The organism is Lysinibacillus sp. FN11, assembly GCF_024628845.1.
GTDB classification, from domain to species: Bacteria; Bacillota; Bacilli; order Bacillales_A; family Planococcaceae; genus Lysinibacillus; species Lysinibacillus capsici.
In genome coordinates, this window is the sequence record NZ_CP102383.1 from 4,093,993 (window position 1) to 4,114,426 (window position 20,434).

At 38.6% G+C, this 20,434-nt stretch carries 27 protein-coding genes and 1 pseudogene; 6 read left to right on the forward strand and 22 right to left on the reverse strand.

Annotated elements, in window-relative coordinates; genetic code table 11:
* Window positions 1-53: 53 nt before the first annotated feature.
* On the reverse strand, window positions 54-1,547 hold the full coding sequence (locus NP781_RS21550; RefSeq protein WP_257520807.1) for a CAP domain-containing protein: 1,494 nt from the start codon (window positions 1,545-1,547) through the stop codon (window positions 54-56).
* Window positions 1,548-2,556: 1,009 nt separating this feature from the next.
* On the opposite strand from NP781_RS21550, the gene NP781_RS21555 reads away from it, so the two are divergent.
* The 6 genes from NP781_RS21555 to NP781_RS21580 all read left to right on the forward strand — a co-directional run bounded on the left by NP781_RS21555 (window position 2,557) and on the right by NP781_RS21580 (window position 7,976).
* The gene (locus NP781_RS21555) at window positions 2,557-3,111 is read left to right on the forward strand and encodes a hypothetical protein (RefSeq protein ID WP_257520808.1); all 555 of its coding nucleotides are present in this window, start codon (window positions 2,557-2,559) and stop codon (window positions 3,109-3,111) included.
* A 154-nt stretch (window positions 3,112-3,265) separates the two neighbouring features.
* Entirely contained in the window at window positions 3,266-3,601 is a 336-nt protein-coding gene (locus tag NP781_RS21560; RefSeq protein ID WP_257520809.1) for a hypothetical protein, read from the forward strand.
* A gap of 66 nt (window positions 3,602-3,667) precedes the next feature.
* Window positions 3,668-4,447: a hypothetical protein gene (locus NP781_RS21565; RefSeq protein WP_257520810.1), complete on the forward strand. Its 780-nt coding sequence runs from the start codon at window positions 3,668-3,670 to the stop codon at window positions 4,445-4,447.
* A gap of 2 nt (window positions 4,448-4,449) precedes the next feature.
* Window positions 4,450-5,163 (forward strand): P-loop NTPase family protein, encoded by a 714-nt coding sequence (locus NP781_RS21570; RefSeq protein ID WP_257520811.1) that lies wholly within the window; start codon window positions 4,450-4,452, stop codon window positions 5,161-5,163.
* Window positions 5,164-5,474: 311 nt separating this feature from the next.
* A complete protein-coding gene (locus NP781_RS21575; protein WP_257520812.1) occupies window positions 5,475-6,551 on the forward strand; it encodes a hypothetical protein in 1,077 nt (358 codons plus the stop codon).
* A 384-nt stretch (window positions 6,552-6,935) separates the two neighbouring features.
* The gene (locus NP781_RS21580; protein WP_257520813.1) at window positions 6,936-7,976 is read left to right on the forward strand and encodes a tyrosine-type recombinase/integrase; all 1,041 of its coding nucleotides are present in this window, start codon (window positions 6,936-6,938) and stop codon (window positions 7,974-7,976) included.
* 68 nt (window positions 7,977-8,044) lie between these two features.
* Here the strand turns inward: NP781_RS21580 and rpsI are convergent, their stop codons facing one another.
* The 21 genes and pseudogenes from rpsI to rpsH form a co-directional block, all read right to left on the reverse strand.
* On the reverse strand, window positions 8,045-8,437 hold the full coding sequence (gene rpsI / locus NP781_RS21585) for a 30S ribosomal protein S9 (RefSeq protein ID WP_004233744.1): 393 nt from the start codon (window positions 8,435-8,437) through the stop codon (window positions 8,045-8,047).
* A gap of 25 nt (window positions 8,438-8,462) precedes the next feature.
* The gene (rplM, locus tag NP781_RS21590; RefSeq protein ID WP_004233742.1) at window positions 8,463-8,900 is read right to left on the reverse strand and encodes a 50S ribosomal protein L13; all 438 of its coding nucleotides are present in this window, start codon (window positions 8,898-8,900) and stop codon (window positions 8,463-8,465) included.
* A 178-nt stretch (window positions 8,901-9,078) separates the two neighbouring features.
* Window positions 9,079-9,819 (reverse strand): tRNA pseudouridine(38-40) synthase TruA, encoded by a 741-nt coding sequence (truA, locus tag NP781_RS21595; RefSeq protein WP_221682375.1) that lies wholly within the window; start codon window positions 9,817-9,819, stop codon window positions 9,079-9,081.
* A gap of 13 nt (window positions 9,820-9,832) precedes the next feature.
* Complete coding sequence (locus NP781_RS21600; protein WP_221682376.1) at window positions 9,833-10,630, reverse strand: energy-coupling factor transporter transmembrane component T family protein; 798 nt, start codon at window positions 10,628-10,630, stop codon at window positions 9,833-9,835.
* Complete coding sequence (locus NP781_RS21605; RefSeq protein WP_257520814.1) at window positions 10,627-11,499, reverse strand: energy-coupling factor ABC transporter ATP-binding protein; 873 nt, start codon at window positions 11,497-11,499, stop codon at window positions 10,627-10,629. Before NP781_RS21605 ends, NP781_RS21600 begins: the two co-directional genes overlap by 4 nt.
* Window positions 11,475-12,320, reverse strand: coding sequence for an energy-coupling factor ABC transporter ATP-binding protein (locus NP781_RS21610; RefSeq protein WP_257520815.1), 846 nt, complete (start codon window positions 12,318-12,320; stop codon window positions 11,475-11,477). The genes NP781_RS21605 and NP781_RS21610 overlap by 25 nt, the downstream gene beginning before the upstream one ends.
* Before the next feature lie 425 nt (window positions 12,321-12,745).
* Window positions 12,746-13,126, reverse strand: a complete 381-nt coding sequence (gene rplQ, locus NP781_RS21615; protein ID WP_004233734.1) for a 50S ribosomal protein L17 — start codon at window positions 13,124-13,126, stop codon at window positions 12,746-12,748.
* 57 nt (window positions 13,127-13,183) lie between these two features.
* Entirely contained in the window at window positions 13,184-14,128 is a 945-nt protein-coding gene (locus tag NP781_RS21620) for a DNA-directed RNA polymerase subunit alpha (protein ID WP_004233733.1), read from the reverse strand.
* Between the two features lie 139 nt (window positions 14,129-14,267).
* Window positions 14,268-14,657 (reverse strand): 30S ribosomal protein S11, encoded by a 390-nt coding sequence (rpsK, locus tag NP781_RS21625; protein WP_004233731.1) that lies wholly within the window; start codon window positions 14,655-14,657, stop codon window positions 14,268-14,270.
* 25 nt (window positions 14,658-14,682) lie between these two features.
* Window positions 14,683-15,048 (reverse strand): 30S ribosomal protein S13, encoded by a 366-nt coding sequence (gene rpsM / locus NP781_RS21630; protein ID WP_004233729.1) that lies wholly within the window; start codon window positions 15,046-15,048, stop codon window positions 14,683-14,685.
* A 24-nt stretch (window positions 15,049-15,072) separates the two neighbouring features.
* Window positions 15,073-15,186, reverse strand: coding sequence for a 50S ribosomal protein L36 (gene rpmJ / locus NP781_RS21635; protein WP_000868344.1), 114 nt, complete (start codon window positions 15,184-15,186; stop codon window positions 15,073-15,075).
* A 37-nt stretch (window positions 15,187-15,223) separates the two neighbouring features.
* Window positions 15,224-15,442: a translation initiation factor IF-1 gene (gene infA, locus NP781_RS21640; RefSeq protein ID WP_004233690.1), complete on the reverse strand. Its 219-nt coding sequence runs from the start codon at window positions 15,440-15,442 to the stop codon at window positions 15,224-15,226.
* An 86-nt stretch (window positions 15,443-15,528) separates the two neighbouring features.
* A pseudogene (locus NP781_RS21645) lies at window positions 15,529-15,606 on the reverse strand (type I methionyl aminopeptidase); the annotation flags it as partial.
* Between the two features lie 249 nt (window positions 15,607-15,855).
* Complete coding sequence (locus NP781_RS21650) at window positions 15,856-16,509, reverse strand: adenylate kinase (RefSeq protein ID WP_004233689.1); 654 nt, start codon at window positions 16,507-16,509, stop codon at window positions 15,856-15,858.
* Between the two features lie 70 nt (window positions 16,510-16,579).
* Window positions 16,580-17,875, reverse strand: a complete 1,296-nt coding sequence (gene secY / locus NP781_RS21655; RefSeq protein ID WP_004233672.1) for a preprotein translocase subunit SecY — start codon at window positions 17,873-17,875, stop codon at window positions 16,580-16,582.
* The gene (gene rplO / locus NP781_RS21660) at window positions 17,875-18,315 is read right to left on the reverse strand and encodes a 50S ribosomal protein L15 (RefSeq protein WP_004233670.1); all 441 of its coding nucleotides are present in this window, start codon (window positions 18,313-18,315) and stop codon (window positions 17,875-17,877) included. The genes secY and rplO overlap by 1 nt, the downstream gene beginning before the upstream one ends.
* A 34-nt stretch (window positions 18,316-18,349) precedes the next feature.
* Entirely contained in the window at window positions 18,350-18,532 is a 183-nt protein-coding gene (gene rpmD, locus NP781_RS21665) for a 50S ribosomal protein L30 (RefSeq protein WP_004233668.1), read from the reverse strand.
* Window positions 18,533-18,545: 13 nt separating this feature from the next.
* Window positions 18,546-19,049 carry a 30S ribosomal protein S5 gene (rpsE, locus tag NP781_RS21670; protein ID WP_004233664.1) on the reverse strand — a complete coding sequence of 168 codons (504 nt, stop codon included), beginning with the start codon at window positions 19,047-19,049 and terminating at the stop codon, window positions 18,546-18,548.
* A 21-nt stretch (window positions 19,050-19,070) separates the two neighbouring features.
* The gene (gene rplR, locus NP781_RS21675) at window positions 19,071-19,430 is read right to left on the reverse strand and encodes a 50S ribosomal protein L18 (RefSeq protein WP_004233662.1); all 360 of its coding nucleotides are present in this window, start codon (window positions 19,428-19,430) and stop codon (window positions 19,071-19,073) included.
* A gap of 32 nt (window positions 19,431-19,462) precedes the next feature.
* The gene (rplF, locus tag NP781_RS21680) at window positions 19,463-20,002 is read right to left on the reverse strand and encodes a 50S ribosomal protein L6 (protein WP_221682380.1); all 540 of its coding nucleotides are present in this window, start codon (window positions 20,000-20,002) and stop codon (window positions 19,463-19,465) included.
* Window positions 20,003-20,032: 30 nt separating this feature from the next.
* Window positions 20,033-20,431, reverse strand: a complete 399-nt coding sequence (rpsH, locus tag NP781_RS21685) for a 30S ribosomal protein S8 (protein ID WP_004233658.1) — start codon at window positions 20,429-20,431, stop codon at window positions 20,033-20,035.
* Between the last annotated feature and the right edge of the window lie 3 nt (window positions 20,432-20,434).

A 20,434-nucleotide genomic window follows, 5' to 3' on the forward strand; every position in this document is an offset into this window, starting at 1 on the left:
GCGGAGATGTTTAGGCTATTACGTTGAGCATGTCCTATGGTTTTCGCTATTCCTTAGTTATTGAATGTTTGCTCATAACGGTGGAAAAATGCCACTGCGTGTGCTCGTGTTAAGGATGACGTTGGCATGAAATCTTTGTCCGTTTTCGCTGTTGTTAAGCCGTAGTCACGTAAGAACTGGATAGCTTCTTTTTGTGATACCGTTCTGCCGTGGTGCATGGATGCTAAAATGCGGGCAAAATTACCACGTGTGATGTCCTTGTTTGCTAAAGCTTGCTTGGATGCCGTGTTTGCACCATTCACTGGTAGACCGTACTTTGATGCTAGTTGATAGTTTACATCCGCTACCCATGATGTCTTTGGTTTCGTTGAAGCCAGTTCATCAGGTTTGAAGTAGCGTAGCAACACTGATAGCATTTGGTTCTCTGTTAAGTTTGTGTATGGTTTTAATAGATTTTCGTATTTCTTTGTTGTCGGGTTGTATACGTTTTGATACCCGTTAATGATACCCCTGTTAACTGCCCATTGAAAATCCTCCGCCCAATATTGGTCTGCTCTGTAGTCAGCAAATTTTGATACGTCAATGCTTCCTACTGGCGGTTTAGAAGGATTCGTGGGGTTCGATGGGTCAGTTGTTGACTTTCCCGCAGTTGTGAACGACCATGTCTCTGATAATTGTTTTCCATCATTATTTACCCATGTTGCTTTAGCTGTGTACTTCTCTCCCTTTTTCAACTCTGCTTTAGGAATGATATAGAAAAACATGTCATGACCATCTGCCTTATTTGATGGGTTAAGCGTTTGTACTCTTACGTTTTTACTATCATACAATTCAATATTATACGTTGAACCATACTTAGAGTCATAAGGTGCAAAAGATACAATATAACCTGCCTTTGTTACACCATATTTCTTTAATGGGCTTGAAGAAACATTTGCTAAGTCATATGCAGTATCGACATTTGTTTGTCCATTATAAGGATACTTAACTGTACCAAAATCAACCTCATCCGTATTGGTATCACGTGAAAGAACAAAGACCATACTATTTCCACTAATACCAACACCTACTACATTTTTAGTGCCTGCTAATAAGATACTACGGTGTCCAGTGGACTCCAGTAACCCCTCGAACGCAGTTTTTAATCCCGCACCTGAAGTAGCTACTGCCTCAGATAAACTTGTATAGTTTGTCATATTCCCACCAACTGCAATAAATCGGTCTTCCGCTGTTACCCCTGTGAAACCTGACTTGTTCTTATCTTGAGTATGCCCCTCGCCTAAGCTGTGTCCATGTGTGTTTAGATACACCGCATGGTTCTGAGCTGATTCGGATAAACGTGCGTCTATTGTTAGTTCAGGTGCGCCTGATGCCTTACGAATAGCGTTTAGTTCCTTGAGGTACTGTGTTACCTGTGCCGAATATGTGTAGTTGGCTACCGACTGTTGTGCTTCTGCCACTGGCGTGGGTGCGATGTAATTAATGGATGATACCCCTGCCGCAAACGCTGTCGCTATAGCAAACGCCTTCAAAAACTTCTTTGACATACTAATTTTCTCCTATTCTATAAATTAATTAACTATACCAATACAACTATATTTTTGCACATATTTAGGGTGATGTGAAGATATTAGAATATAAAATTAAAAATTTATAAATAGGTACCAATAGAAAATATAATAAAAAATCACACTTATATTGGTTACTCCCAGTATTTTTAGGTTAACCAAAGAATAAGTGTGAATTTTTTTGAAGAGATTTCAAAGTAAAAGTGAGCCATACAAAGAAATTAATTTTGAGTTGTGTTGCAAATTAAGAGTTTTCTCAACCCGACTGACTACTTCGGTTGGTTCAATATTATAAAGGCTGTTAAATAGGTGTTCCTGAATATTTGTCAACAAGGGATATTGACGCTACGCATTCAAGTTCATTAAAGAAGCTAACCCCCTACTATGATATAGGCTGTTAGCTTCTTTTTATTTTTAAATAGACAACTACAGAATTATATCAAAAAAGCTTATAAATGTTTCCATATTATTAATGAGACATGGAGGAGATTCCAGACATTATCCTCTTTGTCCTCTTTCTTCCGTCCTTACATAATTAATTGTCACTACACGACACTGGGCACATCGATATCTTTGTTTACTGATTCCATTTGCATCGACATACCACACTTTCCCAAACTTAAATCCCTCTATTTCTTTTTTGCATCTTGGACAATTAATAATAAAAACTTTCCTATCTCCACTAAACGTTTTACCACAATTCAGAAAATTCGAGCATTTATATCTCTGCAATCCTAGTTGTGTTTTTCCATGTTTATGAGCCACGCAACCACAATACAGACATTTCATACTTATCGCCCCCATCTGTACTTAATTCCACTAAAATCCCACACTAAATCAACATTTTAAAAATCATTTCTAAGCATATTCGTATTTTCTCAACACACTTTCCAACACATTTACGTACTTTCCAATACCACCCCCACATATTTCAACATATTTTTCCTGAGTTCCTTTATAACCCAAATCACATTTGGGGGTATTATAAATGGCTATAGCTCAAAATAGTAAATGGAAAAATCGTTTGGAGCAGTTGTTGTATCTACACATAGAGATAAAGTATTTGAAAGAAAAGGGTCTAACAGAATCTTTAAAAAAGGTGCAAAAAGAAAAGGCACTTCTAGAAAAGTATATCAAATCTATTGATGATGTAGTTGTAAGAGAACTTTTGGAAGAAGCCTATCTCAACCCTAATTCAACAGGGGTTTTTAAGGATGATAGTCTTAGAGGTGAGAAAAATGGTTGGTTGAGAGAGCATCCTTTGGAAAATCTTTATGACTTAGAAGAAGTTAAGGTTGCTAAACAAATACTAGAGAAACTTGTCAAGCAACAGAAATCAAAACGTGGGAAACAACGAGAAATCAAAGAATTGGATAATGACCGAACTGAGAAATATATATCTGTACTTGACAACAGTCTTTGCAGAATGATTTTAAGGTATTACCTTATCTGTAATGAATCAGACAGAAAAATTAGAACAAAGGTAGGTTACAGCGGAAATACCTCTATTTTTATACCGTTAAAAAGTTATTTCCGTAATTAGCCTAGACCTATTTCACCAAAATGCAACAAAAATTATTTTATGATCAAGCCAATCCCATACAGCAAGGAGGAATTATAATGCCTATTGTCCTTGCCCCCCATTAATAAGGGGGGACATCAATACAATCAAGTTGAAGAAAGCAGGTAGAAGAAATATGTCTATTAAACCAAACAACGTGACTTTAACCTTTGAAGGTGTCGCTAAATCTGACAGAGCCAGACTTATTGGTATCAGACCATTAGTAGATTTTAATACTAAAGCACAAATTGGCTTCACATACGAAGTGTTATTAGAAGAAAATGGATTTAATAAAATCCAGATTAAGGTTGAGAATCAGCCACCACTGCTAACAATGGAACAGCTTTCCGAAGCAAAAGAGCCTGTGTATATAATGTGCCAAGGATTTGAGTCTAAGTTCTACATGTCAGACCGTACAAGGAGCTATGAAATAACTTGTAAAGCTAGCAAGGTAACAATCGCCAAGGCTTAAGTAAATAATATTCCACTATTCAGTCAGCAAACAAACTGAATGGTGGGATATTTAGGAGGAAGTAGCATGAAATTGATAAAAATATTAGAAGTGATTATTGATTTCCTAGTGAAATTACCACAAAGAACAACAACAGCGATTCATAGCTACAAAGAGCAGATTATATCAGCAAAGGGCGATAAAAGTAAAATCGAACTAGCGAAAAGTATGTTATTCGCATTCTTTTTGGAAAATTGGTTATTCAAAGTAGTAACGCCTTTGATAATCGTTAGTATATTAGGCGTATTAGTTACACAATATTTTATCTCCATCGGAGGAGCTCTGTTTGTAGCGTATCTCATCAAATCTGAATTGGCAGAGAGAAAACAAAAAAGAATAGCGGAACAAAGACACAGAAATGATGTCATCTATAGAAATGTCACAAAATTCATCTTCAATTCTCTAAGAGAGATGAACACATGGGTGGACGTAAAGCAGCCACAAGCGCAAGAAGATATTCAATGTCCACCATACTGTGATACGCAAAATGAAATTGATAGATTCTATTTCCGATTGTTAAAAAAATCTCCTGAGCCGATTGAAGGAAATAAATTAGCATTTAGCGAAAAAATGTTGCAATCGTTAATAAATGCTAGATTAAAAGAAAAGGAAATAGCTGAAAATAGGCAATTGTATTACAAAGATGAACCTTGTCTATTTGTCGATAATATTACTGATTTAGGTGAATTTATCCATATACAATTAGTGCATGTGATAAATGAAGCTGGCTATGACTATGTGAAACGGAAAAAGGTAGGGCGTCCGTCAAGTCCAAATAAGCAACAACCTTTTGATGAGGACTTTTGATTATGACACAAATAAATGTGGTAATGGATAAAATACTTTTTTATCGAGGGTTTATCCACTACCATCAAATAGATTGGGGAAAAACCCCGCATATTTTGACTGTTGGTGCATCGGGGAGCGGAAAAACGTTCTTGAATAAATTGGTAATAGGACGTGTTGCACTTAAAATTCCGAATGCTTCTGTAACGCTCCTCGATTTTAAAGCGGACGACTATCACTTTGCAAGAAGTTGCCCAAACCTCTATGAATTTGCCAACGTAAAAGAAGGTTTGGAACAGTTTTATCAGGAATTTTTACTGCGACAACAAGGGCAAGAAACTGATAGAAATTTCAAATTACTAGTAATTGAAGAATTAGGTTCTATGTTAGGATACTTTGATAAAAAAGTAACAGAGAGCATGAAAATGATGATAGCCAACCTTGTTTTTATGGGCAGAAGCATGAATTGTCATTTACTTATTTCTACACAAAGACCAGATTCATCCTATTTTAACAGTGGTGTTAGAGATTCTCTAGGAACCGTTATCGGATTGGGTAATTTATCCAAAGAAGGGAAGGCCATGATGTTTAACGATTTCAAGGACGAGATGACAGAAACGCATGGGCAAGGTAGTGGCTACCTCACTGATGGGGTGGCACTCTATAGCATTAAAGTGCCTCAGGTCAAAAATCGAGGAAAGTTGGAGCACTATATCAAGCAGGCATTGAATCGTTAATAAAGGGATGGCTAGTAAGTCATACAAGATGAGGGTAGGCGTTGCGAGCGTAAGCGGAGCAAGACGCCTACCCCTCCATCGCTTGCGATGGCAGTTAGCTAGCTTAGTATTACCTAGCTAACCTCTGAGGCAGCCATATAAACACTGTAACCATCAGGCTTCAACGCTTGTCACACCAAATGAGGCATTTTCATTTCTGAGGCAAATTGAAAAGATATTTAATTTAATAGATAAATGTCCCAAAATGCAACAAAACTTTTGATAATCTACAGATAATTAGTAAGTCCACCAACAGAGAAAGGAGAATCAAAATGAACGATTCAAATGAAACAAAAGAAGTACTTGTGGAAAAAGAACCAACACCAAAGAAAGACTCCAAATCTAGGAAATACTTACTTACGATTAATAACCCTACTGAGCATGATATTACACATGAGTCAATCCAAGAAATATTAGCTAATAATTTCAAGAACTTAGTGTATGCCTGTATGAGTGACGAAGTTGCCAGTCAACATCATAAGCATATTTTCTTAGCTTTCTCTCAAGTGGTTCGATTCAGTAAAATCAAGAAGCATTTCCCTACAGCTCATATAGACAAATCGCGGGGAACAGCAGAGAACAACCGTGATTATGTCTTTAAGCAAGGGAAATGGGCTGATACGAATAAGGCTGAAACTAACCTAAAGGAAACCCATTGGGAATGGGGGGAAATCCCAATTGAAAGAGCAGGAAACCGAACTGACCTCGCTGAATTGTATGAGCTAATTCAAGATGGTTTTACTAATGCAGAAATTATCGAGCAGAACCCCGACAATATATTGCTTTTGCAACATATTGATAGAACTCGAAAATCCATTTTGGAAGAAAAATACAAAAATGATTGGCGAGAACTAGAAGTAACCTATATTTGCGGTCCAACAGGTACAGGGAAATCACGTTATGTAATGGAAAAATATGGATATTCAGACGTTTTTAGAGTCACCGACTACAAACATCCGTTCGACTCTTATCGTCAGCAAGACGTGATTGTATTCGAGGAATTTTCGAGTTCTATAAAATTACAGGATATCCTTAATTACCTTGACGGGTATCCACTTGAGTTACCTTCTCGCTACAGTAACAAACAGGCAACCTTTACAAAAGTTTATATCATTAGTAATTTACCATTAAGAAAGCAATACGAAACGGTACAATCAGAAAATATGGCGGTTTGGCAAGCATTTCTACGCCGTATTAAAAAGGTCTTATTGATAGAAAAACAGGGCGTACATAAGGAATTTACGACAGAAGAATTCCTGAATTGGACTGCTCCTGCTAACATACTAACGGAAAAATTCGGTATAGATAAGATAGTGAAAATACCTTTTACTGGAGTAGAAGATAAGTAGTCTAATAATGATGACAACTCACAGGACAATAATTCATAAACTGCCTTATTATAAGTATTTCATTAATAAAGCAGAAAAGAAAGGTGAATCACTTTATGGAATACAAGGAATGTATAACTGCTCCCTTCTTACTTACACGAGAACAAGCATCAAACTTCTTAGGAATAGACCCTAAGTCATTTGATAAGTACGTCCGTTCTCATAAAGATCTTCAGCGCTTTATGATAGGTAGACATGAACGGTATACCATGAAATCTTTAATACAATTTATTGAAAATAACTCAATCTAAATTCATTCCAGTTGATACCATGCTAGTTTCAGAATACAATACAGTTGTATTCAGCTAGCATCTATCAACTATTTTTATGAAGGGAATTGATAGCATGGCTAGTATTATTAAAAGAGGAAAATCATATAGGGCGCAAGTTTCTTTATACAAACAAGGAAAACATAAAAAACTTTCTAAGACCTTTCCAACAAAAAAGGAAGCAGAACTTTGGACTTTAGAAATGGAGTTAGCAAAAGGAGAAGGTAAAGAACTCGCCCACAGAACAACAACGTTTGCGGACTTTTTCGATAATTGGATTTATCTTGTGAAAGTAAATGACGTGAAAGAAACTACATTTCAAAATTACGTTCGAACTTTAGCAGTTATTCGGAACTTATTTCAGGACATTCAATTAAAAGATTTAAATGATATTGTTGTCCAGAAGAAAATTGATGAATATGCAAAAACACATTCTCGCAAAACAACACATGAAGTATTATTAAAAATCAAAACTGCTTTACGTGATGCCTATGCTCGAGGTTATATTGCTAATGATTTCGCACGATTAGTAAAAACTCGTGGAGAAAACCCACCTAAGCGAAACAGAGCATTATCAATCACTGATTTTAAAAAGCTCCGCAATTACGTTTTAAATCATCCAGAAGATGAGTTTAACGTACTTGTATTACTTGCATTAGAAACAGGTATGCGACGTGGAGAACTACTAGCAATAAGACCAGAAAGCCTGTTTGAATACGGAATAGAAGTTAGGCATTCAATCAGTCCTACTTCTGACGATACTTCGTTGAAAACGCAAAATGCAAAACGTGATGTTTCTATAAACAAAGATGTGTATGAGCTGATTCGTAAAATCCCTGTTAAAGAGAATGGCTATATTTTTGGCTTCGGCGGCTTTAAACAATCCGAACAATTGGCAGAGTTATTAACGAAATTAAACATTAAAAAAACGACTTTTCACGGTCTAAGGGATACCCATGCATCATTTCTATTTGCCAAAGATATTGATATTGCTTATGTTTCCAAAAGGCTAGGTCATATCAATATTCAAACAACGCAAAATTATTATCTGGAATTAATGCCAGAAAAAAAGCACCAGCAAGATGCCGATGCTTTAAATCTGTTAAGTTCTTTATGAAGTTCAAGCCGATTTGAACCAACTTGAACCAATAAACCTTTGTAAACGTTGATACAATAAGATATTGATTAACGTTTTGAGAATTGAGGTGCACGACGAGCGCCGCGTAGACCTGGTTTTTTACGTTCTTTCATGCGTGAATCACGAGTAAGTAATCCAGCTGATTTTAATGCAGCACGGAAATCTGGGTCTACTTGAAGTAGAGCACGAGCGATACCGTGACGAACAGCACCAGCTTGACCAGTGTATCCACCACCGTTAACGTTTACGTGGATATCATAGCTTCCTGTAGTTTCAGTAGCTACTAATGGTTGTTTAATTACTTCGCGTAATGCAGCGAATGGTACGTATTCTTCGATTTCACGTTTGTTGATAACAATTTTACCTGTACCTGGTACTAAACGTACGCGAGCTACAGAGCTTTTACGGCGACCAGTGCCGATGTATTGAACTTGTGCCAAAGTAATATCCTCCTCTTAATTTATATTATCCGCGAAGCTCGTATGCTTCTGGTTTTTGTGCAGCATGTGGATGCTCTGTTCCAGTGTAAACATTAAGTTTAGTGAACATTTTGCGACCTAAAGAGTTTTTAGGAAGCATTCCTTTAACTGCTAATTCGATCATTCTTGTTGGGTACTTATCTAGCATTTCACCAGCAGTACGTGTTTTTAAACCACCCGCAAATTGAGTGTGGTGACGGTATAGTTTACCCTCTAATTTGTTACCAGTTAAATGGATTTTGTCAGCGTTGATGATGATTACGTGATCACCTGTGTCAACGTTTGGTGTGAATGTTGGTTTATGTTTACCACGTAAGATTGCAGCTACTTCAGAAGCTAAACGTCCAAGAGTTTGGCCTTCTGCATCAACTACTAACCATTTACGGTCTACTTCGTGACCTTTAGCCATGAATGTTGTACGCATGTATATATCCTCCTAATCGATTCGATTACCGTTATTTTTCATTAGACTACACTATAAGTTTCGGGGCTTATTTGTGGTGGTAATGAAAATACCATCTGTTATCATATAATGAATGACTTTTAAAGTCAAGCAATTTCATTAAACACCTGGTGAAGTTGTTCAGAATTGTAGAACGCCACTAATAGAACACTTTTTCTAAGTATAGCCCTTGTGGTGGTGCGGTTTTACCCGCCTTATCACGATTACCTGAAGCAACTACCTGGGACACATTGTCAACCATACGTCGACCTATCCCAACCTCCCAAAGAGTACCTGCAATAATACGTACCATATTATATAAGAAGCCATTCCCTTCAATCACCATATGTAGCTCTTCACCATGCCATTCAAATTGCAACAATGTTACTGTGCGTACTTTATCTTTCACGCTTGTATTCGCCGCACAAAAACAAGAAAAGTCATGTGTACCAGTAATAGCCTTAGCTGCCTCTTGCATCGCCTCTACGTTAGGTTTGACCCCATTTGTCTCCACTGTATAATATCTGCGGAATGGACTTTGGATAGGCTCACAAGACCAAATATAGCGATATCTTTTGCCAACCACGTCGTAACGCGCATGAAAGTCATGTGCCACTTCCTCTACCAATAATACACGAATATCTCTTGGCAGTTGCACATTCAAAGCCTTTCGATACTTTTCTGCTGGAATCGCAAGTGGTGTGTCGAAATGCAATGTTTGCCCTGTCGCATGTACTTTAGCATCTGTACGACCACTTGCAGTTACCTTAACATGTTCTCCCTTATGCATAATGGCTAGAACACGTTCAAGCTCAGCCTGCACTGTGCGTTCCCCTGGTTGTACCTGATAGCCCGAAAAAAGTGTGCCATCATAGCTTATAATTACTTTTAATCGTCGCATATAGCCTACTCCTTTAACTTCTATAGAAGAATAGCAATACGCCTATTGCTACTAATAACACAATCGCAAATGTGTCCCCCATATCCCATTTTAACCTACGGTATCTAGTGCGTCCTTCACCACCGCGATAGCCTCTTACTTCCATCGCTGTTGCTAAATCTTCAGCCCGTTTAAATGCACTGACAAAGAGAGGCACAAGCAATGGCACTACAGCCTTTATACGGTCCTTAATTGGTCCAGATGATAAATCAGAGCCTCTTGCCATTTGTGCCTTCATAATTTTATCCGTCTCATCCATTAAGGTTGGAATAAAACGTAATGAGATGGACATCATTAAAGCCAATTCATGAACGGGTACTTTTATTGCTTTTAAGGGATTCAGTAGAACCTCGATACCGTCCGTAATGGAAATTGGTGATGTAGTTAACGTTAAGATTGACGTCATAAATACTAATACTAGAAAACGAATTGAGATAAATATTCCCCGCCTAATCCCTTCGTCATAAATGGTAATGAATTTAGATTCAAACACAGGGACGCCTTCCTTTGTCATAAAAATATGGAGCAGGAATGTGAAGGCCATTAAAAAGAGTACTGGTTTGAGTCCATTTATTAAAAAGTATAGACGAATACGCGATACTAATACAATCAGTAGCGTGAATGCGAGTAACATAGCATATGTCACGGTATTATTGGCTAAAAACACAATAATAATAAAGGCGAACACAAAGATCAGCTTTGATCGTGGATCAAGTTTGTGTACGGGTGAATTACCAGGTAAGAAGCGCCCAAATATCATTTTTTCCATCATGACTCTGCACGCTCCTCTCTAAGTGCTTGAGCAATTTCAGCAGCAAGCTCTTCCTCTGTTAAGCAAACCTTAGACAAGGAATGCCCCATCATGTCCTCAATCTTTTGCTGAAAGCGGACAATACGTGGTGGCTCTAAACGGAATTTCTTTAATGTTTCAACATCTTTAAAAATAACTCGTGGTGATCCACTTAAAACATTCTTTCCTTCATGCATGATCACAATATTATCTGCATATCGAGCGGCATCCTCCATACTATGGGTTACTAGAATGGTTGTAAGATGACGTTCTTGATGGAGCTGATAAAACATATCCATAATTTCCTTTTGACCTCGTGGATCAAGACCTGCTGTTGGTTCATCTAAGACAATAACCTCAGGGTCCATCGCCAAAACACCTGCAATCGCTACTCGACGCATTTGACCACCTGATAAATCAAACGGTGATTTATCCAAAACATTATCTGGCAAACCAACTAAGCTGACAAGTTCTCTTGCACGAGCTTCAGCCTCCTCCTCTGATATACCAAAGTTCATTGGGCCAAACATAATGTCCTTCAACACGGTTTCTTCAAATAATTGATGCTCTGGAAATTGAAAGACAATGCCAACCTTTTGTCTTACAGCTTTTAAGTCCTTTGCCTTTTTCCCAGCTACAATTTGACGATCTCCTATATGTACTTCTCCTGAAGTAGGTCTTAGAAGCGCGTTAAAATGCTGCAGAATCGTAGATTTTCCAGAACCGGTATGGCCAATTATCGCTTGATAAGTATGAGATGGAATGTTAAAATTCACATCGAATAATGCCCGTTTTTCAAAGGGTGTTCCTTGTGCATAGGCATAGCTTACTTGTTGAAGTTTGATGTCCATAAATCATTCACCAACTCTTCTTCTGTCATATGTTGCCCCATTAATGGAACACCTTCCTTTTGCAATAGCTTCGATAACTTCAAGGCAAATGGCAAATCTAGTCCAAATTCAACTAGCTTGTCCCCAAGTGCAAAGATTTCAGCAGGTGTACCTTCTGCAAATTTCTTACCATCATTCATAAAAAGAACACGATCAGCTAACATTGCCTCTTCTAAATCATGAGTAATAGATAATACTGTTAATCCTGTTTCTGCACGTAATGTTTGAACCGTTTGTAAAACCTCTGCACGACCCTGAGGATCTAACATGGATGTAGCCTCATCTAAAATTAAAAGCTTCGGCTTTAATGCAAGTGCCCCAGCAATGGCTACACGCTGTTTTTGTCCACCAGATAAATGATGTGGCTCATGGTCTAAAAACTCACTCATTTTTACCTGTTCGAGTGCCGCATGTACACGTTTTACCATTTCTTCAAAAGGGATACCGTTGTTTTCCAAAGCAAATGCTACATCATCCTGTACCGTTGCTCCAACGAATTGATTGTCAGGGTTTTGAAAAACCATTCCCATTAAGGAGCGAGATTCCCAAAGATTTTCTTCATTCAAGGGTTCGCGCAATATTCCTACATCTCCCTGTTGAGGAAACAATAAACCATTCATCAGCTTGGCAATGGTGGACTTACCAGAACCATTATGTCCTACAATAGCAATCCACTCACCTTCTTCCACCGCAAAGCTAACATTTTCAACAGCATTACGACTATTTGGATTTTCTGGTGTATATGAAAAAGTTACATTATTTAAAGATAAAATTTCAGACATATCTAGAACTCCTCTCCTACGCTCAGCTCTACTAATTAACTTACACTTTTTTATGTATGAATTCTACTACAATCCGTATGTCGGTAAAAGAAAAATACTACAATAACAACTCAAATTGATATTAGTTTAATAAATAACAAAATAACACCCATATATTAAAAAAAGCACCACAAATTGGCGCCATCTAATCTAATAAAAAAGCGCGCACCTCATTCAATAGAAATGCGCTAGTCGTTACATTTACAAGAAATATGGGTGCTCAAGCCCTTACTTCTCCTGAATGAGGTGCGGAGAGCTAAACGAGACGCCACACTAATAAGTGTCCGCTCATCATAACGCTCAGCTTAATTATTTGTCGTATAAATCATTTATAAAGAAAGAGGGTGGTGATTCCCACCCTCTTCACCACAAGTTTTCTCTTATGATTAAACTAGTTCAATCACAACAACAGGTGCACCGTCGCCACGACGTTGACCTACTTTAAGAATACGAGTGTAACCACCTTGACGCTCAGCATAACGTGGCGCAACATCATCAAATAACTTTTGAAGTGCAAATGATGTTGATTCGTTACCTTCTGCATCAGTCGTTGTTACTAGTTCACGACGGATGAATGCAGCTGCTTGACGGCGTGCATGTAAATCTCCGCGTTTACCTAAAGTAATCATTTTTTCAACAGCTTTACGTACTTCTTTAGCGCGAGCCTCAGTAGTTTCGATACGCTCGTTGATGATTAAATCAGTAGCTAAGTCACGTAACATCGCTTTACGTTGAGAACTTGTACGACCAAGTTTTCTGTAACCCATGGATGTTTCCCTCCTTTATAGAAAAAAATCTGATCTTGTTAGTTGTGTTTAAATCGCTTAGTCTTCTTTGCGTAATCCTAAACCAAGCTCTTCTAACTTCGCTTTTACTTCTTCTAATGACTTACGTCCAAGGTTACGAACTTTCATCATATCGTCTTCTGATTTATTCGCAAGTTCTAGTACTGTATTAATACCAGCGCGTTTTAAACAGTTATAAGAACGAACAGAAAGATCAAGTTCTTCGATAGTCATCTCTAAAACTTTTTCTTTTTGATCTTCTTCTTTTTCGACCATGATTTCAGCAGTTTGTGCCTCATCTGTCATGCCAACGAAGATGTTAAGATGCTCGGTTAAAATTTTTGCTCCGAGCGAAATCGCCTCTTTCGGACCGATGCTGCCATCTGTCCACACATCAAGAGAAAGTTTGTCGTAGTCAGAAGACTGACCAACACGAGTATTTTCCACTTGGAAATTGACGCGTGATACTGGAGTGTAAATAGAGTCGATCGGGATCACGCCGATAGGAAGATCCTCACGTTTGTTTTGATCAGCAGGAGTGTAACCACGGCCGCGTTGTGCATACATACGCATACGTAAATGACCGTTTTTAGCGATTGTTGCAATATATAGATCTGGGTTTAAAATTTCTACGTCACTGTCATGTGTAATGTCAGCAGCCGTAACTGTACCATCGCCTTTAACATCAATCTCAATAACTTTTTCTTCGTCAGAGTAGATTTTAAGAGCTAGTTTTTTCACGTTCAAAATGATTGAAGCTACATCTTCTACTACACCTTCTACAGTTGAGAATTCGTGAAGAACACCATCAATTTGAATTGAAGTGACAGCAGCTCCTGGTAATGAAGACAGAAGGATACGACGTAAAGAATTACCCAAAGTGTTTCCATATCCGCGTTCAAGCGGTTCTACAACAAACTTTCCATATTTGGAATCTTCGCTGATCTCCACCGTTTCAATCTTTGGTTTTTCAATTTCGATCATTTTATTTACCCTCCTTCAAAACATCGAATGTATAGGTTCTTTCCATCATAGATTCGATCGTCAATGACGTATCGTTTATTATCTGCACAAGACAGTCTGTACAAAAAATGATGTTCTCATACAATATGAGACGCACCCATTACACGCGACGACGTTTTGGCGGACGGCAACCATTATGAGGAACTGGAGTAACGTCTTTAATAGCAGTTACTTCTAAACCAGCAGCTTGAAGTGCACGAATTGCAGCTTCACGACCAGCACCAGGACCTTTAACAGTTACTTCCAACGTTTTCAGACCATGTTCAAGGGATGTTTTAGCAGCAGTTTCTGCAGCCATTTGAGCAGCGAATGGTGTAGATTTACGTGAACCACGGAAACCAAGAGCACCAGCACTTGACCAAGATACAGCGTTACCTTGCATATCTGTAATCGTTACGATTGTATTGTTAAATGTAGAACGAATGTGTGCGATACCAGATTCGATATTCTTTTTCACACGACGTTTACGAGTTTGTTGTTTACGAGCCATGTTAAGAAGGAACCTCCTTTACCAATTATTTTTTCTTGTTCGCAACTGTTTTACGAGGACCTTTACGCGTACGCGCATTGTTCTTCGTATTTTGACCACGAACAGGTAAGCCACGACGGTGACGGATACCACGGAATGAACCGATTTCCATCAGACGTTTAATATTTAATGAAGTTTCGCGACGTAAGTCACCTTCAAGTTTGTAAGAATCTAATTGTTCACGGATTTTGTTTAACTCATCTTCAGTTAAGTCGCGTACGCGAGTATCTTCTGAAATACCTGCATCAGCTAGTACTTTCTGAGCTGTAGTTTTACCAATACCGAAAATGTACGTTAATGAAATTACCACGCGTTTGTCGCGAGGAATATCAACACCAGCAATACGTGCCATGTACGTTGTGCACCTCCTTTAGAATTAACCTTGTTTTTGTTTATGTTTAGGATTTTCACAGATTACCATTACTTTACCGCGTCGGCGAATTACTTTACATTTTTCGCAGATCGGTTTCACAGATGGTCTCACTTTCATCTAACCTAACCTCCTTAGTAGTCCGGAGCGCAAAAGATTATTTAAAACGGTATGTGATACGACCGCGAGTTAAATCATAAGGAGATAACTCAATAGTAACCTTATCTCCAGGTAGAATACGGATAAAGTGCATACGAATCTTACCAGATACGTGTGCTAGAATCACATGTCCATTTTCTAATTCTACCTTAAACATCGCGTTTGGCAAAGTCTCAACAACTGTCCCTTCGACTTCAATTACATCATCTTTCGCCATCTACTCTGTCTCCTCTCTATATGCAAATTAAAGTTCTCATCGTTACATCAAACGGATATCTGCTGCAACTTTAGAAGCAACCTCGTTTCAACATATGTTTGGATTGTATGAGAGATGTTTGAAAGACGCTCGTCTGGTTTCGCTTCACACAATCCACGGAATATACAGAACCAGTAAGGGCACTGAATCTCCCATGTTTACACGAATACCGGAATGTCTTGGATGAGATATTCATACCCGTTACACAGATGCTTCCACGAAACCCATTATACTCCTCCAAAAGATATGTTGCACTTTTGAGAAGAAATATATACCGGGCACAATATGCTTTTGCAACTCTCAAAAAAATTATGTTTCGTTGTTGCTCCCGCATGCCTCCCGCGGAAGCAGTACTCTGCGCCCGGAGCCGGGTATCAGCTGCGGCTGCTCTGTAATAGAGCATCAAGATCAGCAAACACTTTGTTAATATCTTGCTGTCCATCTATATTAGTTAACACGCCTTTAGCTTGATAGAAATCAAGTAAAGGTTGTGCTTGTTTCATATTTACTTCCAGACGGTTAGCAACCGTTTCAGGATTATCATCTGCACGTGTATAAAGCTCGCCACCATCTTTATCACATTTTCCTTCCTCAGCAGGAGGATTGAAAATTAAATGATAGGATGTACCACAAGTTTTACAAATACGTCTACCTGAAAGACGAGCAATTAACTCATCCTTTTCAACTTGAATGTTTAATGTATGCTCAATAGCTTTACCTAGATCAGCAAGAATGCTATCTAAGGCTTCAGCTTGAGGAACAGTACGTGGGAAACCATCTAATAAGAATCCTTTTTCACAATCAGGTTTAGCCAGTCGCTCACGAACAATACCAATAGTTACTTCATCAGGTACAAGTGCACCTTGATCCATAAACGACTTAGCTTGTAAGCCTAGTTCAGTACCTTCTTTAATTGCAGCACGGAACATATCGCCTGTAGAAATATGAGGAATTGCGTACTTCTCAACAATTTTATCTGCCTGAGTACCTTTACCAGCACCTGGCAGACCCATTAAAACGATATTCATTAGGAAATATTCCTCCCACAAAAGGTTTGCTGATTAAAGGAAACGATGGAACGTTCCCTAAAAACCAACATTATTTCATAAAGCCTTTGTAGTGACGTTTAACAAGTTGAGATTCTAGCTGCTTCATCGTTTCGAGCGCTACGCCGACTACGATAATAATACTAGTACCACCGATCTGCACTGAGGCAGGTAGATTCATAAAGTTTATGAATATAACCGGCATTACTGAAATAACAGTTAAGAAAATCGCGCCGACAAATGTCAGACGATATAACACGCTTGTTAAATACGTTTGAGTGTTTTCACCAGGACGAATACCTGGAATATAAGCACCTTGCTTTTTCAAGTTATCTGCCACATTTTCTGGATTCACTTGTACGAATGCATAGAAATATGTGAATGCGATGATTAATGCCACATAAATAATCATTCCAACAGGTTTTGTATGATCAAACGTGTTATTAATGAATGTTGTAACATTATTTTCACCGAAGAACGGAACTAACGTACGAGGTGTCATCAGAAACGCTGAAGCAAAGATTACAGGAATAACCCCTGCCGCATTTACTTTTAATGGTAAATGAGTTTGTTGACCACCAGTTTGTTGATTTCGCCCAGTAACTCGTTTTGCATATTGAATTGGAATTTTACGTAGTGCTTGTTGCACGTAGATAACTCCAATAACAACCGCAAGCAAGATTAAAACAAGTAGACCAAGGATAATTAGGTTGATAAATAGCTTATCACCAGCACCCTCGATTTGTTGTGCATAGATTTGGTTGATACCTGTAGGTAATGCCGCAACGATACCTGCGAAGATTACAACAGAAATACCATTACCAACGCCATGCGCAGTAATTTGATCAGCAAGCCATACTAGGAATGCTGTACCCGCTGTTAATACAATAGAGATTATAACATATGTTAAAACCCCTTCTTCCTTAATCAATGACCCGCCATACATTCTATTAAAACCAAATGACATCGCGAATGATTGAATAAAAGCAAGAATAATAGTAAAGTAGCGTGTAAATTGCGCAAGTTTACGTCTTCCGACTTCACCTTGCTTTGCCCACTCAGCAAACTTCGGTACTACGTCCATTTGCAATAACTGAACAATAATTGAGGCTGTGATGTAAGGCATAATCCCCATCGCAAAGATGGAGAAGTTCTTTAAAGCACCACCGCCAAAAGTATTCAGGAAACCAACGAGGTTAAACTCATCAGTTGCCTTTAATACATTAGCGTCAACGTTAGGTACTGGAATGAAAGTTCCAATACGAAAAACGATTAACATTAAAAGTGTGAAAATGATTTTATTTCTTATATCTCGAACACGCATAAAGTTAGAGATTGTCTGAAACATTAAATCACCTCAGTAGTTCCGCCGGCATTCTCGATTGCTTCTTTCGCTGAAGCTGAGAATTTATGAGCTTTGACAGTAAGCTTTTTATTAAGAGTTCCGTTGCCTAGAACTTTAATTCCAGCTTTTTCATTGCTCACTAGACCAGTTTCAAGTAATAATGCAGCAGTTACCTCTGCACCGTCTTCGAAACGGTTTAAAGCATCAAGGTTAACGATCGCGTATTCTTTACGGTTAATGTTCGTAAAGCCACGTTTTGGTAAACGACGGAATAATGGGTTCTGACCGCCTTCAAAGCCTGGGCGTACACCGCCACCAGAACGAGCGTTTTGACCTTTATGACCTTTACCTGCTGTTTTACCGTTACCAGAACCGATACCACGACCAACGCGGTTGCGTTGCTTACGAGAACCTTCTGCTGGTTTTAACTCATGCAGTTTCATAGTGGGTGGCACCTCCTTGTTCAATAATTGGAAATTAAATTTCTTTTACAGTAACTAAGTGAGCTACTTTATCAAGCATACCGCGAGTAGCTGCGTTATCAGCTTTCTCTACAGTTTGGTGTAATTTACGTAAACCTAAAGCTTCAACAGTTTTGCGTTGTGCAGGTTTAGTACCAATCACAGATTTAGTAAGGGTGATTTCTAATTTGTTAGCCATTATCTTTCCCCCCTTATCCTAATAGTTCTTCCACTGATTTACCACGTAATTTAGCTACGTCCTCTACGCGTTTTAATTCAGTTAAACCTTGAATTGTTGCACGCACCATGTTAATTGGTGTGTTAGATCCAAGTGATTTTGAAAGAATATCAGTAATACCAGCAAGTTCTAGTACAGCACGTACTGGACCACCAGCGATAACCCCTGTACCAGGAGCAGCAGGTTTGATTAGGATTTCTCCTGCACCAAAGCGACCTTGCACTAAGTGTGGAGTTGTTCCACCTACGCGTGGCACTTCGATTAAGTTTTTCTTCGCATCTTCAACAGCTTTGCGGATAGCATCTGGCACCTCTTGAGCTTTACCAGTTCCGAAACCTACATGACCGTTTCTATCGCCAACTACAACTAATGCTGTGAAGCGGAAGCGACGTCCACCTTTAACAACTTTAGCAACGCGGTTAATAGTAACTACGCGTTCTTCAAGTTCTCCAAGTTTGTTTGCGTCAATACGACTCATGAAATGTGTCCCTCCTTCTTATTAAAATTCTAAACCGTTCTCACGTGCAGCTTCAGCTAAAGCTTTAACACGTCCATGATATAAGTAACCACCACGGTCAAATACTACAGCAGTAATATTTTTTTCCGCAGCGCGTTTTGCGATTGTTTCACCGACTTTAGTTGCTGCGTCAACATTGCTACCAGCACCTTCGAAACCATTTTCTTGAGAAGATGCGCTAACAATTGTTACGCCTGCTACGTCATCGATAAGTTGCGCGTAAATGTTCTTGTTAGAACGGAATACGTTTAAGCGTGGACGCTGAGCAGTACCCGAAATTTTAGAACGTACGCGAGCATGACGTTTTTTACGAACCTGATTTTTATCTTGTTTCGTAATCACAAGGGTCACTCCTTTCTAATGCTTAAGCTGCATTATTTACCTGTTTTACCTTCTTTACGACGAACATATTCGCCTTCATAACGAATACCTTTACCTTTATAAGGCTCTGGTGGACGAACGTCACGGATGTTAGATGCAAGAGCACCAACGCGTTCTTTGCTAATACCTTTAACGATGATTTTAGTGTTTGAAGGAACTTCAATTTGTAGACCATCTTCAGGTGTGAACTCTACTGGATGAGAGTAACCTACGTTAAGTACAAGTTTAGTACCTTGTAATTGCGCACGGTAACCAACACCGATAAGTTCTAAAGCTTTTTCGAAACCTGCAGAAACACCAGTAACCATGTTCGCAAGAAGCGCACGAGTAGTACCGTGGTTTGTGCGGTGTTCTTTTGAATCAGAAGGACGTACTACAGTGATTACGTTACCCTCTTGCTCAATTTTCATATCTTGGTGGAAAGAACGAACAAGTTCGCCTTTAGGACCTTTAACAGTAACAGTGTTGTTTGCATCAACAGTAACAGTTACGTTAGCAGGTACCTCGATAATTTTTTTACCTACACGAGACATTTAGTTGCACCTCCATTCATTTATTGCTAATTACCAAACGTATGCTAGAATTTCTCCGCCAACTTGTTTAGCGCGAGCTTCTTTATCTGTTAATAAACCTTGTGAAGTTGACACTAAAGCGATACCAAGACCGTTCAATACTTTAGGTACTTCATTTGTTTTAGCATATACACGTAAACCAGGTTTAGAAATACGTTTTAAGCCAGTGATAACGCGCTCGTTATCTTTTCCATATTTTAAGAAAATACGGATGATACCTTGTTTGTTGTCTTCCACGTATTCTACGTCACGTACGAAACCTTCACGCTTTAAAATTTCAGCGATTTCTTTTTTCACGTTGGAAGCTGGTACTTCTAACTTCTCGTGACGAACCATGTTCGCATTACGAATGCGAGTAAGCATATCTGCAATCGGATCAGTCATTGTCATTAC